The organism is Alphaproteobacteria bacterium (genome assembly GCA_016699735.1).
Lineage (GTDB): Bacteria > Pseudomonadota > Alphaproteobacteria > Micavibrionales > Micavibrionaceae > JAGNKE01.
This window is the reverse complement of record CP065008.1, coordinates 2,167,084-2,179,214: the sequence shown is the minus strand read 5'-3', so window position 1 is coordinate 2,179,214 and position 12,131 is coordinate 2,167,084. Positions and strand designations below refer to the sequence as shown.

Genomic DNA, 12,131 nt, shown 5'->3' with positions numbered 1-12,131 from the left:
TTAGCCTTTTCTTACTGTTTTAGTTGGAGTTTTGTGCCTGAGTTCTTGTGCGAACTGCCAAGCCATATAGTCCGCAGGATGAGCGCATTTCGCCGATGCGCTGGCCGTTTTGAATAATATCCTCCCCCGCTGCCGGAAGGTTTTCGCCCGTGACCACCGAGAGGCGTTTTTTTACGAGGCCGCGGTAGTGCATTCTTGCGGTTAATTCCTGGCCCATATAACAGCCCTTGTCGAAGGATATTCCGTTCAGGCGGTCGATGCCGCATTCCAGAAGCGTCGATTTTTCGGGGATCATGTCGCGGCTGCCATCCGGGATGCAGAGTTTGATGCGGTGAATGTCCCAGCTTGAGAAGGGTTCTTCGGGGAGGTTTTCGGGTTTTTTATGTGTGCGTGTGCCCATGTCCGAGTGGCGCGGGTCGGGAAGGCCGATGGAGGAATCGCCGATGACCACATAAACCGTTACAGGGTTTGTCATTTCAATCGTGATGTCAGCTCTCAGCTTGTAAACTTCGAACCTCTTGGCCAAATCGTGCGTCCGCTCTCCGCCCTCGCAGTCGAGAAGCAGCGTTTCATTTTCCTCACGGATGAAAAAATCGTGCAGGAATTTGCCGTTCGGAGTGAGTAGGCAGGTGTAGATCAGGGGGTGCGTGTCCAGAAGGTTGATGTCGTTGGAGATCAGACCCTGCAGGAATTTCCTGCGGGCCGTGCCGGATATCCTGATTAAACCGCGGTTTTCGAGTTTGGTGAAAAAGCCCTGCTGTGCCATGATCGGCCCTGCCATGAATACGATCCCGGAATGTAAGCACATTTTGTTCATCACTTCCAGCCGCATCGGGGATGCGGTGCTTTCGACTGGGATTCTTGATCATATCTCACAAAACTTTCCGGGAGCAAAGGTGACGATAGCTTGTGGCCCGTTGGCGGTTTCACTTTTCGAAGGGTATCCGTTATTGGATCAAATTATTCCCCTCAAGAAGGAAAAATACAGCCGTCATTGGTTGCGTCTGTGGCGGCGGGTGATTTTACGGCGGTGGGATATTGTCATTGACCTTCGCAATTCGGCGGTGTCGCGGCTGATTTATGCGCGGCGGCGATATATTTTTGGGGCCGCTATCGACAAGAGCCAGCACAAGGTTGAGCAGGCGGCACAGCTTCTGGGGCTTTCCCGTGTTTCTGCACCGAAGCTCTGGTTCAGCGAGGAGCAGAAGGAAAAGGCGCGGGCGCTTATTCCTGCGGGTGGCGCCGTTCTGGGCGTGGGACCGACGGCGAACTGGGCGGGGAAGACTTGGCCGGCGGAGCGGTTCATCGAGGTTCTCTCATGGATGACCGGGGCGGGCGGCGTGATGGAGGGGGCGCGTGTGGCCGTGTTCGCGGCGCCGGGGGAAGAGGCGGATGCGCGGAGGGTTCTGATGAGTGTTCCTGAAGGACGCGGTCTAGACTTGATAGCCAAGACCGATCCGGGGACGGCGGCGGCGGCGCTCAGCCTTTGCGCTTTTTACATCGGGAATGATTCTGGTCTGATGCATTGCGCGGCGGCGGCAGGGGTGCGGACGCTCGGGCTGTTCGGGCCGAGCTATCCGCATCTTTATCGGCCCTGGGGGGCGCATTGCGGGTTTGTTTCCACCCCGGAGACCTTTGATGAGCTTATCGGTTTTGATGGTTATGACTCGAAAATCTGCGGGACTCTCATGGGGACGCTCAGTGTTGAGGCGGTTCAAAAGGCCATAACGAAACTCTTCGAGTCTGCACAAAAATAAAACGGCCTCAAGGAGGCCGTTTTTGTCCGGTTGGAAAAGTCCGTAAGAGCTTAGTCGTTCAGACCTTCGTAATCTGCGTCCCGACCGTCGCGCTCTTTGGCCTTCTTGATGCGGTCGGCATACTTGACGTGTGCATCCAGATAGTCTTCGCGGGATTGGTAGGCGACATCATAAGGGACGTATTTGATGCGCTCCCAACCTTTGGCGAGCATACATCCCTCAAAATCCTGATAGTCGGAGTGTTCGGCAAAAAGATTTTCGTCGCGCTCGGGCGTGTCCCACCCGGCGAGGCGCATTTCATCCTCACTCAAAACCACGTCTTCAGCGTAAGCCGGGATCGGATTCTTGACTGCGCCCAGACGTTCCAACTCCCGCAACTCGACCACGCAGCGAGCGATATCGCGGTTGAGGATCTGCTGGGCCTTCGGGCCGCGCAAGAAAATCGTGGAAGAGGAATTGACCCTTTGCCAGTACTGCCCCAGCGCATCAATCCGGTCGTTTATCGACTCGGCGTAGGCGGGGAAGGACAGGAGAACAAGGGCGGCACAGAGAAGGGGGGAACGCATTTTCATCGCAAAATCTTCACTTACTTAAATAAAACCTTCAAAACAATAACAATTCTAGAGGCTTGGCTCAATATATTTATTTTATTTCCTTTTGTTTGTCCGCGGATGGGTTGTTTTGGGGCTCCATCCACCAGGTTTCCATGACCAGACCTGAGAGGGGAATTAGTTCAGGGTGGCGGATCGACCGATCATAGGCGATATAGTCCAAACCCGTGTAAAAGAGCGGGATTACGGTGACTTCGGAGAGAAGGATACGGTCGATGGCGTGGGCATGGGCGGTCAGGTCCGCGTAGGTTTTGGCGTCGGCGATGCCTTTGGCCAGCGAATCCAGGGCGGGGTTGCAGATTCCGGAAAAATTAAAGCGGGCGGGTTGTTTGGCGGCTTCGCAGCTCCAGTAAATCATCTGTTCGGTGCCGGGGGAGAGGCTGTTCTGCCAATAAAAGAGCACGATGTCGTAATCGTAATTTGTTTTTCGATTCTGGAAATTGGAAGCATCGAGAAGGCGGCTGGTCAGGGTGATCCCCAGTTTTTCAAGGCTTTTGGCGTAGTTCAGGATGGTTTTCTCGTCGGGCGGGGTTGTGAGGATGACTTCGAAGGTCAGGGGTTTTCGGGTGTCCTTATGGATGCGTTTGCCGTTTTCGACGATCCAGCCCGACTCGGTGAGCAGGCGGTTTGCCTCGCGGAGCCGCTGGCGCAGGGGCTGGGCGTCTGGGTCGGTCAGGGCCGGCTCAAAGACAGAGGGGAGCAGCTTGTCCTTGTAAGGAGCGAGGAGGGCAGAGGCTGATTCCGAGAGCGGGCCGGAGCCGTCGAGGGATGAATTTGGGAAAAAACTCCTAATTCTTTTGCCCGCGTTGAAATAGAGGTTCTTGCCGATCCATTCCGAGTCGAGGGCGAGAAAGAGCGTCTGCCGCACGCGGATATCGTCGAGCGGGGGGCGGCGCATATTGAGGATCAGACCTTGCACAAGTTCGGGTCTGTGGTGGGGGATTTCCTCCGTTACGATCCGGCTTTTGTCGATATCCTGATAGGCGTTGAACCAGCGGGCCTTGTCGAATTCGCGGCGGAGGTTGAGATCGCCCTTCTTGAAGGCTTCGAGGGCTACACCGTCATCGCGATAGTAATCATAGATGATCGTGTCGAAATTGTTGTGCCCCTTGGAGGGCAGAAGATCCTGCGCCCAGTGGTCCTTCACGCGCTCGTAGACGATGCGGCGGGGGCTGTCTATGGCGGATATTTTGTAAGGGCCGCTGGAGACGGGCGGTTCGAGGAGGGTTTCCTCGAAGTTGCGACCTTCCCACCATTTTTTCGAGAGGACGGGCATCATGGCGAAGATCATGATTGTTTCGCGGTCGTAGCCGGGACCGAAATGGAAATAGACGGTTCGTTCGCCCTGTTTTTCCGCCTTATCGGCGAGCTTGTAGATGCGCTGCATATTCGGGCGACCGTGCTCTTTCAGGGTTTCGAAGGAAAACAGGACGTCATCGGCGGTGATCGGGCTGCCGTCGCTGAATTTGGCGGCGGGGTTGAGGGTGAAGGTGACGGACGAGCGGTCCTCCGCCACTTCGGCCTTCTCGGCGACCGAAGGGTAGAGGCTGAACGGTTCGTCATAGACACGGGCCATGAGGCGGTCGTAAACGTAACTCAGACCCTGCGCGGCGCTTCCCTTGATCGAGAAGGGATTGAGGGTATCGAAGGTGCCTGTGGCGCCGATCTTCAGGGTTCCACCCTTGGGGGCGTCCGGGTTGGCGTAGTCGAGATGGGTTGCTGACGAATCATATTTCGGGGTTCCGTGCATGGCGAGACCCGTATAAGAAGGGGCGGATTCCGGGGGCATCCCGTCCGCGTGGGATGAAACCGCGGACAAGGACAACACGAAATAGATTATGATATATAGTGTAGCGATATTTTTGGGGTGAAAGAGGATCATGGATATAGTGATATCAAACTCGGGGCAGGCGCGGAAACCCTTTCTGAATAAAATCAAGCTGGTCGAGGGGAATATCGTGGATCAGGAGGTCGATGCGATCGTCACCGTGATTCCGAAAAACATGGAGCATATCGGGAGCCTGAACACTGCTATTTTCGCGGCGGCGGGACACAAGCTGGACGAGTTTATTCTAGAGAATATCTATAAGCCCAAGGTCGGCGATGTTTATGCCGTTCCGGGTTTCAACCTCAAGGCCAAGCACGTTCTGGTCGGTGTGATCCCTTATTTCCGTACGGATTTCGACAAGAGTGAAAACTATTTATCGAACGTGACGCGCAAGATTATGGAACTGGCGCGGCGGATGTTTTTGCAGAAAATCGCGTTTCCCCCGATTGCGTCGGGGAAGAGCGGATACCCCAAGCAGAAGGCGGCGCGGTTGATCGTGCAGGGGATTGCGGACCGGCTTGACCCTACTATCGACGAGGTGCGGATCGTTTGCCCGGACAGCAAGACGCTGATCGACTTCCAGCACAAGCTGACGACGATCGGGTGGGACGGGTTGTCAGGCGGCTGAGCTTTTCGGCTCGTCCACTATGGCTTGCGGGAAGGTTCTGGCGTTTTGGTCTTCGCGGGGGTCGTAGGCGGGGAGCGCGGCGTCCCGGCGCTGCTCCTGTATGTAAATGCTCTTGGGAACCTCGCGGTCGTCGATATAGAATTTCGGGTAACCTTCGGACAAACGGCCGCTTTCCTCCCAATGTCTTTCGATGCCGTGAAGGTAGCCGTTGTTCCAATGGCGTTCGCCCAGAACCGTCTTCTGATCGGGATTCAACCACCATTGAAAGCCGTGGAGTTTGCCGTTGAGAAGGGCGTGGATTTCTGAGATGAAGACTTTTCCCTCGTCGTCCTGATTGCGCCAGATATCGAAGCCTGTGCCGTGATCCATCGTGTAGGTTCCCATCAACGTCCCGTCTGTCGCCCATTGCTTGGCCGTGCCGTGGACGCGCCCGTTTTCGTAGGGTTCGCACAGGCTGAGCTGATCCGGGTTATACCAGTACCACGTATATTCCGTACCGTGCTTGCGGAGATTTTTCATCGGCGTTTCGATGATGAGGCGTCCGTCATGATCGAACTGGCGGTAGCCTACCAATTCTCCGTCCAGAATGTACTCCCGGCGTTCGTAGTGGATTTTTCCACCCTGCTGGCGGGCGTTTTCATCCTCCGTATAAAAGGAGACGACCTTCTCTTCGGCTTCAGGCGGGATATCGGACCGATATGCGTTTTTGGCCAGCGGCTTTTCGATCAGCAGAGTCATGCGGCCATCAGCTCCCGCAGGCTTTTCTGCGGACGGGGTCCGATGTGGCTGATAACTTCGGCGGCGGCGAGGGCGCCTAAACGTCCACATTCCTCCAACGTCCTTGCGTGGGTGAAGCCGAAGAGGAAGCCGGCGGCGAACTGATCGCCCGCGCCGGTTGTATCGACGACTTTTTTGACCGGGGCGGCGGGGACCATGATTTCTCGGCCCTGCGAGACAATAACCGCGCCCTTTTCGCTGCGGGTGAGGACGGCGATTTCACAGTGCGAATTGACGGCGCTTTTCGCGTCCTCGAAATTCTGCTGCATATAGAGGGATTTGATTTCCTCTTCGTTCGCAAACAGAATGTCCACGTGGTTCTGGACGAGGTTCAGGAAATCGTGGCGGTGGCGGTCCACGCAGAAGGGGTCGGAGAGGGTCAGCGCGACGCGGTGTCCGGCCTTGTGCGCCAGTTCGGCGGCGCGGATGAAGGCTCTTTTTGCCAGTTCGCGGTCGAAGAGATAACCTTCAAGATAGGTGATCTGAGCGGAAAAAATGACGTCCGGCTCGATGTCCTGCGGGCTGAGTTCCACGCTGGCGCCCAGAAAGGTGTTCATGGTGCGGTGGCCGTCAGGGGAGACCAAAATCATGCAGCGGCCCGTCGGGGGACCGGCGACGAGGGGTCGGGTTAAATGATCGACCCCTATTTTGAGCATATCCTTATTGAAGGTTTCGCCGAGCGCGTCCTTCGCCACCTTGCCGATGAAAGCCCCGTGTCCGCCGAAGGAGGAATATCCGGCCATGGTGTTGGCCGCCGAACCGCCGGAGGTTTCCAGCCCCTTGGGCATCTGGGTGTAAAGCTCCACGGCGCGTTTTTCGTCGATCAGGGTCATCGCGCCGCGCTCCATGCCGTATTTGGTGCATTGCTCATCGAGGAAGGCGTCGTCCACCTGCGCCAAGACATCCACGAGTGCATTTCCAACGGCGACCACGCCCAGAGCTGATTCTGACATCCTTTTATTTCCGTTCCTTGTACGTTTGCGAAAAATATTGTCTTATCTCTACAGGAAAAAAGGAGCAAAGGGCAATTCCAATGGCGGCAAAAAAAAGCAAAAAAAAGCCGGAAGGCAAGGATTTCAAGACCCTTGTCGTCGAATCTGCCCTTGAACTGGCCGCCGAGAAGGGGTGGGGGGAGGTCACGCTGCGTGCTATCGCCGAGCGCAGCGGGGTGAGTCTCGCTGCCCTGCGTGAGCATTTCGCGGACCGTGAGGATATCCTGTGCGCCTTCGGGCAGATGATCGACCGCAAGGTTCTGGAGGGGGCGCCGTCCGATCCCGACGACGTGACACCCATGCGCGAGCGGTTGTTCGAGCTGTTGATGGACCGATTCGAAATTCTGAACGATACCCGCGAGGGGGTTAAGGCGGTGCTGAAATCGTTCCGTGGCGATCCCAAGCCGATGGTTTTGCATATGCCTTATCTGTGCCGCTCCATGGGGTGGATGCTGGAGGCGGCGGGGGCGGATACGAACGGGATCAGCGGCGGAATCAAGGTTGCCGGTCTGACGGGGATTTACCTTAAGGTTCTTTGCGTGTGGGCGGAGGATGAAAGCCCGGATTTACCCAAGACGATGGCTGCTCTGGATCAGGCTCTGGGGCGGGCTGAGGCCATCATGAATACCGTCAAGGGGCGGGGCAAAGGCTCAGGCTGAAATTTTTTTGATATTTTTGCCAAGGACTTTTAAACGCGCTGCGTCTTACTTGTGTTCGCAGAATTTCAGGAGGGGCGTTCATGACCGGAACAGGCGTAGTTTCCAAGCTGGCCAGCGATCCGCGGCATTTCCAGATTTTCAGCCTTTCGTGCCTTGTGGCGCTGCAGATGTTCTGGGCGGATTTTGGGCCAAGTCTTGTCGTGGCTTTGCTTGCCGTCGGCGGGTGCCTGTTTTTCCAGATTGTTTTTTCCAAGCTTTTTTCCGTGAGGCTTGATCTCCGCAGCCCCCTGATCAGCGGACTTTCGCTTAGTATCCTTCTTAAAGCATCGGCGCTGTGGCTCTATCCGGCGGCGGCGCTGATTACGGTGGGGAGCAAGTTTCTTATCCGCTTCCGGGGCAAGCACGTCTTCAATCCGACCAATATCGCCATCGTGGTTCTGGTTTTGCTGTTTCCCCACATTGCCTGGGTGTCGCCGGGGCAGTGGGGGCAGGCGGCGTGGATGGTGTTTCTCCTGTGCTGCTGCGGGCTTCTGGTTTTGTACCAAATTCCGCGGCGCGATATGGGGCCGATGTTCCTGCTGATGTGGGCGGGGGTTTTGTTCGGGCGCGCCCTGTGGCTGGGCGATCCGCTGGTCATTCCGTTTCACCAGTTGCAGAGCGGGGCGCTTTTGATCTTCTGTTTTTTTATGATCTCCGATCCCAAGACGATCCCCGACCGTTTTATCGGGCGGGTGATTTTCGGCGCTCTGGTGGCTGCTGTGGCTTATTACATTCAGTTTAAAATGTTCCGTACGGACGGGCTGCTTATTGCGCTCGCTCTGGTCAGTGCTTTTACGCCGCTGGTTGACCTTTTGCTACCGGGCCAAGGGTATAACTGGGGCGATCGTATCCATAAACACACACAACCGAAGGAGGTTCCGATATGCGCTTTATCCACCCCATGAGATTGCTCGGAAAGGCGGGGTTCTGTCTTTCCCTGTTCGGCGCGGTTGCGGGCTTGCCTGCTGCGGCGGAGGCGTTTTGCGGCTTTTATGTCTCGAAGGCCGATTCCAGCCTGTTCAACCAGGCGTCCAAGGTGATCATCGCCCGAGCCGAGAACCGCACGGTTCTGACCATGGCGAACGATTATCAGGGGGAACTCACGGAATTTGCTATCGTGGTTCCGGTTCCCGAAGTCCTGCGGGAAAATCAAATCCATGTCGCGGAGACGCGGATCGTCGATCATATGGATGCCTATACGGCGCCGCGGCTGGTCGAGTATTACGATTCCGATCCCTGTCAGCCGGTCATGCGGGAAATGATGGCGATGAGCGCGATGGACAGTGCTCGTAGTTCCGGTGCCGGTGAAGCGGAGAAAAAATCAGCGGCCACACTGGGTGTGACGATCGAGGCGACCTATACGGTCGGGGAGTATGACATCGTGTTGCTTTCCGCCAAGGAGAGCGACGGGCTGCTGACCTTCCTAAATCAGGAGGGTTATAAGCTCCCTAGCGGGGCGGAGCGGATTCTGGGCAGCTATATCAAACAGAATATGAAGTTTTTCCTTGCGAAGGTGAATCTGGAGGAGCAGCGGAACACGGGGTACACGTATCTGCGGCCCCTGCAGATCGCGTTCGAGTCGCCGAAGTTCATGCTGCCGATTCGCTTGGGCACTCTGAACGCCAACGGACCGCAGGATCTGCTGCTCTATACTCTGACCCAGAACGGGCGGGTCGAGGCGGCGAATTACCGCACGGTTAAAATCCCCTCCGATATGAACCTGCCGACCTATGTCAAGAACGGCGGCGAGTTCGGGGAGTTCTATAAGGCGATGTTCGATACGGTCGTAAAAAAGGAGAATATGAAGGCCGTATTCCTTGAGTATGCGTGGAACATGGGCTGGTGCGACCCGTGCGCGGCCGATCCGATTCCCAACAACGACCTGCTGACGCTCGGTGCGTGGTGGATTAATACGCCGCCCGTGACTTCGAACTGGCAGAACCGGGGGATCGTTGCACCGCAAGCGGCGCCGCAGGTCTACGTGACGCGGATGCACGTCCGTTACGATGCCGACCATTTTCCCGAAGACCTTGTTCTCAAGGAAACGGGCGATCAGGAAAATTTCCAGGGGCGCTATGTCCTGCAGCATCCTTGGACAGGGTCGGTCAACTGTCCGCAGGGGCAGGAGTATCTGAGGAGTTTGCCTGCCCGGTTTGAAGAAGAAGCCAAAACCATGGCGATGCTGACCGGTTGGAATATCAACGATATCCGCAAAAAGATGCAGTATAACTGGCCGGACCCCATTCCCGGTCCTGGCCCCAGACCTCTGCCTGTCGAGCCGCAGCCCTGGTGGGACGATATCTGGAAGAAGCAGTAATTTTTTACTCCCTTGCTGAACGGGAGGGGCTGGCCATGGGTCAGCCCTTCTTTTTAAGCATTAGCATACGCGCGAATGCAGACCTTGTATTGGAATGCTGCGTTAATTTTCGGGACTTTCTGCAAAATATGACCAAAGTCAAGGATAGAGGGATGCTTCGCTCGTATTGGTTGGTTTCGGTGGGTTGTTTTCGTGGTAAAATGCCGTGATTACAGGCAGGTTTGAGAACTCTCTTGATCTTGCGGCCCCAGAGGAATAAGACAAGTCCCAGAAAAGGCAAAGGCTTCATGGCTATCAATTACGATCAGGAATTCCAGCGCTGCGTTGATTCGGTCAAGAAGGAGGGGCGTTACCGCGTGTTCGCCACCATGGAGCGAATCGCGGGGCGGTTTCCGCGGGCCAAGTACCATGCGCCGGACGGATCGGTTAAAGAGATCACGGTCTGGTGCAGCAATGATTATCTGGGCATGGGGCAGCATCCCGCCGTTCTGAAAGCCGCGCACGAGGCGCTTGACGCCTGTGGCGCCGGGGCAGGGGGGACGCGCAATATCTCCGGCACGACGCGCTACCATGTTGAATTGGAAGCTTCTCTGGCCGATTTGCATCAAAAGGATGCTGCGCTGGTGTTTTCCTCGGGCTATGTGGCGAATCAGGGGGCTTTGGGGACTCTGGCCCGTCTGCTGCCCGATTTCGTGATTTTTTCGGACGAGCTGAACCATGCCTCCATGATCCACGGGATGAAGGAAAGTAAGGCGGAGCGCAAGATCTTCCGGCATAACGATGTCGAACATCTTGAGGCGCTTTTGAAGTCTGTCGATCCCAAGCGGCCCAAGATGATCGCGTTCGAGTCGGTTTATTCCATGGAAGGCGATATTGCGCCGATCCGCGAAATCTGCGATCTGGCGGAGAAGTACAACGCCATGACGTATCTTGATGAGGTGCATGGCGTGGGGCTTTACGGGCCGCGCGGCGGCGGCGTGGCCGAGCAGATGGGGCTGATGGGCCGAATCGACGTGATCGAGGGGACGTTCGGCAAGGCTTACGGCGCGATGGGCGGGTTTATCACCGGCAGCGCGTCGGTGGTGGATGCCGTGCGGTCCTATGCGTCGAGCTTTATTTTTACGACCAGCCTGCCTCCGGCGGTGCTGGCGGCGGCGCTGGCAGCGGTGGAGCACCTTAAGGTCTCTGATGTCGAGCGGATGCGGATGCGGCGGAATGTCGAGACATTCAAGGATTTGCTGACACGGGCCGACCTGCCGTTCCTGCGCGGGGAGAGCCATATCGTGCCGCTGATTGTCGGGGAGCCGAATTGCTGCCGCGAGGTGAGCCAGATGCTGCTGAACGATTATAATATCTATGTCCAACCGATCAATTATCCGACCGTGCCGAAGGGGACGGAGCGGCTGCGCCTGACGGCCACGGCGGCGCATTCGCTTGATGATGTGCGGTTTATGGCGGGTACTCTGGAGCACCTTTGGAACAGCCATCATGCCCTGCGGGCGGTGGCTTAGCGATTTCCTGTAAGGTTCCGTAAAAATCAAAAGGCGCCGGGAAAAGCGCCTTTTTGTATCAAGTGCTCGTGAATTCGTTATCTGTGATAGTCGATTTCAATCAGTGAAGGAACATCCTCTCCCGCTCTTTCAACAGCGCCTTTTACCGGGGGGTGAGTTGCGTCTCCGCGCATCGAAACGCGCTGGTAATCATGACTGCTGCCGCGGCTGCGGAATGCATCCAGAAGAGGTCTTTTTCCGTCGGGCTGAGATTGTGTCATGCTTGACATATCCAGAGCTTGCTCGGGGCCAAAATCCTCCACTGCAAAGGTGATCACCGTGCCGTGCCCGTCCAAAGTCTTTCCGAGTTCAATATTGTCCCCTGCGTGGCGCTTGAGCGTGTCGAGCAGACTAAATTCGCGTTTCGGCGTGACGTCATGAATCCCGAATTTGGGCGGTTCGGCAGCTTTAGAGGTAAAAAGGGTGCTGACACGCGGGTCGTGGGTTTCGATCTGAATCACGTAATAGCCGGGATCGGCAAGCTGGTATTCTGTCGGTCTTTTATTTTCAGATTTCGGATCAACAACTTCGGACATTTTAAACCCCCTTATTAAAAGAATCTGTTCAACTTGCGTTTTTTATTAATTATCCGCTAAGGCTATCACTATGCCTTTTTTTATGTCAACGGAAATGTTTGGTCCCTAAAAAAATAAAAAGGGGCCAAAGCCCCTCCAATTTCCAAATTTTTATAGTCATACCTTAACATCCAAGCGGCTGCCCCGGCCGGATGTGGCGGTCACGGTCAGCGATTCCTCAAGGATTTTGGCGACCTGCTGGGCTTGCTGGGCATTCTGTTTAATGACAGATAACGCCACATTTTGTCTGGCCATAGCGGTTTCAGCGGCTATTGCGGAAGGGATGTCCACAGTAAAACTCCTTTTTACCTTCTGTAACACTACCATGGTTTTTATTAAAAATCGTTAATACGCCTTAAAAAACGGTTTTTTTCCCCTTTTTTCCCCTTAAAAGTTGG

The 12,131-nt window shown here is 55.8% G+C and carries 13 protein-coding genes; 6 read left to right on the top strand and 7 right to left on the bottom strand.

What is annotated here, in order from left to right; genetic code table 11:
- Positions 1–19: 19 nt before the first annotated feature.
- On the bottom strand, positions 20–781 hold the full coding sequence (locus IPN28_10835) for a folate-binding protein YgfZ (GenBank protein ID QQS56746.1): 762 nt from the start codon (positions 779–781) through the stop codon (positions 20–22).
- Here IPN28_10835 and IPN28_10830 point away from each other — a divergent pair.
- Positions 780–1,757, top strand: a complete 978-nt coding sequence (locus IPN28_10830; protein QQS58616.1) for a glycosyltransferase family 9 protein — start codon at positions 780–782, stop codon at positions 1,755–1,757. The two genes, IPN28_10835 and IPN28_10830, sit on opposite strands and share 2 nt — an antisense overlap.
- 50 nt (positions 1,758–1,807) lie before the next feature.
- On the opposite strand, the gene IPN28_10825 is transcribed toward IPN28_10830, so the two are convergent.
- Together IPN28_10825 and IPN28_10820 are read right to left on the bottom strand one after the other, a co-directional pair.
- The gene (locus tag IPN28_10825) at positions 1,808–2,329 is read right to left on the bottom strand and encodes a hypothetical protein (protein QQS56745.1); all 522 of its coding nucleotides are present in this window, start codon (positions 2,327–2,329) and stop codon (positions 1,808–1,810) included.
- Between the two features lie 70 nt (positions 2,330–2,399).
- On the bottom strand, positions 2,400–4,250 hold the full coding sequence (locus IPN28_10820; protein ID QQS56744.1) for an ABC transporter substrate-binding protein: 1,851 nt from the start codon (positions 4,248–4,250) through the stop codon (positions 2,400–2,402).
- Between IPN28_10820 and IPN28_10815 the strand changes: the two genes are divergently transcribed.
- Entirely contained in the window at positions 4,249–4,824 is a 576-nt protein-coding gene (locus IPN28_10815; GenBank protein ID QQS56743.1) for a macro domain-containing protein, read from the top strand. The genes IPN28_10820 and IPN28_10815 overlap by 2 nt on opposite strands.
- On the opposite strand, the gene IPN28_10810 is transcribed toward IPN28_10815, so the two are convergent.
- Both IPN28_10810 and IPN28_10805 read right to left on the bottom strand, forming a co-directional pair.
- The gene (locus IPN28_10810) at positions 4,813–5,562 is read right to left on the bottom strand and encodes a hypothetical protein (protein ID QQS56742.1); all 750 of its coding nucleotides are present in this window, start codon (positions 5,560–5,562) and stop codon (positions 4,813–4,815) included. The two genes, IPN28_10815 and IPN28_10810, sit on opposite strands and share 12 nt — an antisense overlap.
- A complete protein-coding gene (locus IPN28_10805; protein QQS56741.1) occupies positions 5,559–6,554 on the bottom strand; it encodes an adenosine kinase in 996 nt (331 codons plus the stop codon). Before IPN28_10805 ends, IPN28_10810 begins: the two co-directional genes overlap by 4 nt.
- 80 nt (positions 6,555–6,634) lie before the next feature.
- On the opposite strand from IPN28_10805, the gene IPN28_10800 reads away from it, so the two are divergent.
- From IPN28_10800 to hemA, 4 genes are all read left to right on the top strand, one after another.
- Complete coding sequence (locus IPN28_10800; GenBank protein ID QQS56740.1) at positions 6,635–7,252, top strand: TetR family transcriptional regulator; 618 nt, start codon at positions 6,635–6,637, stop codon at positions 7,250–7,252.
- An 80-nt stretch (positions 7,253–7,332) separates the two neighbouring features.
- Positions 7,333–8,196 carry an RnfABCDGE type electron transport complex subunit D gene (locus IPN28_10795; protein QQS56739.1) on the top strand — a complete coding sequence of 288 codons (864 nt, stop codon included), beginning with the start codon at positions 7,333–7,335 and terminating at the stop codon, positions 8,194–8,196.
- On the top strand, positions 8,193–9,608 hold the full coding sequence (locus IPN28_10790; protein ID QQS58615.1) for a DUF2330 domain-containing protein: 1,416 nt from the start codon (positions 8,193–8,195) through the stop codon (positions 9,606–9,608). Before IPN28_10795 ends, IPN28_10790 begins: the two co-directional genes overlap by 4 nt.
- 287 nt (positions 9,609–9,895) lie before the next feature.
- A complete protein-coding gene (hemA, locus tag IPN28_10785) occupies positions 9,896–11,119 on the top strand; it encodes a 5-aminolevulinate synthase (protein ID QQS56738.1) in 1,224 nt (407 codons plus the stop codon).
- Positions 11,120–11,196: 77 nt separating this feature from the next.
- Here the strand turns inward: hemA and IPN28_10780 are convergent, their stop codons facing one another.
- Positions 11,197–11,694, bottom strand: a complete 498-nt coding sequence (locus IPN28_10780; GenBank protein ID QQS56737.1) for a hypothetical protein — start codon at positions 11,692–11,694, stop codon at positions 11,197–11,199.
- A 156-nt stretch (positions 11,695–11,850) separates the two neighbouring features.
- Complete coding sequence (locus IPN28_10775) at positions 11,851–12,024, bottom strand: hypothetical protein (protein ID QQS56736.1); 174 nt, start codon at positions 12,022–12,024, stop codon at positions 11,851–11,853.
- Between the last annotated feature and the right edge of the window lie 107 nt (positions 12,025–12,131).

Bases quoted from the DNA above. Each gene is read 5' to 3' on its own strand.
- IPN28_10820 (QQS56744.1), bottom strand. From the start codon at position 4,250: ATGATCCTCTTTCACCCCAAAAATATCGCTACACTATATATCATAATC.
- IPN28_10780 (QQS56737.1), bottom strand. From the start codon at position 11,694: ATGTCCGAAGTTGTTGATCCGAAATCTGAAAATAAAAGACCGACAGAA.
- IPN28_10795 (QQS56739.1), top strand. From the start codon at position 7,333: ATGACCGGAACAGGCGTAGTTTCCAAGCTGGCCAGCGATCCGCGGCAT.
- IPN28_10815 (QQS56743.1), top strand. From the start codon at position 4,249: ATGGATATAGTGATATCAAACTCGGGGCAGGCGCGGAAACCCTTTCTG.
- IPN28_10800 (QQS56740.1), top strand. From the start codon at position 6,635: ATGGCGGCAAAAAAAAGCAAAAAAAAGCCGGAAGGCAAGGATTTCAAG.
- IPN28_10830 (QQS58616.1), top strand. From the start codon at position 780: ATGAATACGATCCCGGAATGTAAGCACATTTTGTTCATCACTTCCAGC.
- IPN28_10835 (QQS56746.1), bottom strand. From the start codon at position 781: ATGGCAGGGCCGATCATGGCACAGCAGGGCTTTTTCACCAAACTCGAA.
- IPN28_10805 (QQS56741.1), bottom strand. From the start codon at position 6,554: ATGTCAGAATCAGCTCTGGGCGTGGTCGCCGTTGGAAATGCACTCGTG.
- IPN28_10825 (QQS56745.1), bottom strand. From the start codon at position 2,329: ATGAAAATGCGTTCCCCCCTTCTCTGTGCCGCCCTTGTTCTCCTGTCC.
- IPN28_10790 (QQS58615.1), top strand. From the start codon at position 8,193: ATGAGATTGCTCGGAAAGGCGGGGTTCTGTCTTTCCCTGTTCGGCGCG.
- hemA (QQS56738.1), top strand. From the start codon at position 9,896: ATGGCTATCAATTACGATCAGGAATTCCAGCGCTGCGTTGATTCGGTC.
- IPN28_10810 (QQS56742.1), bottom strand. From the start codon at position 5,562: ATGACTCTGCTGATCGAAAAGCCGCTGGCCAAAAACGCATATCGGTCC.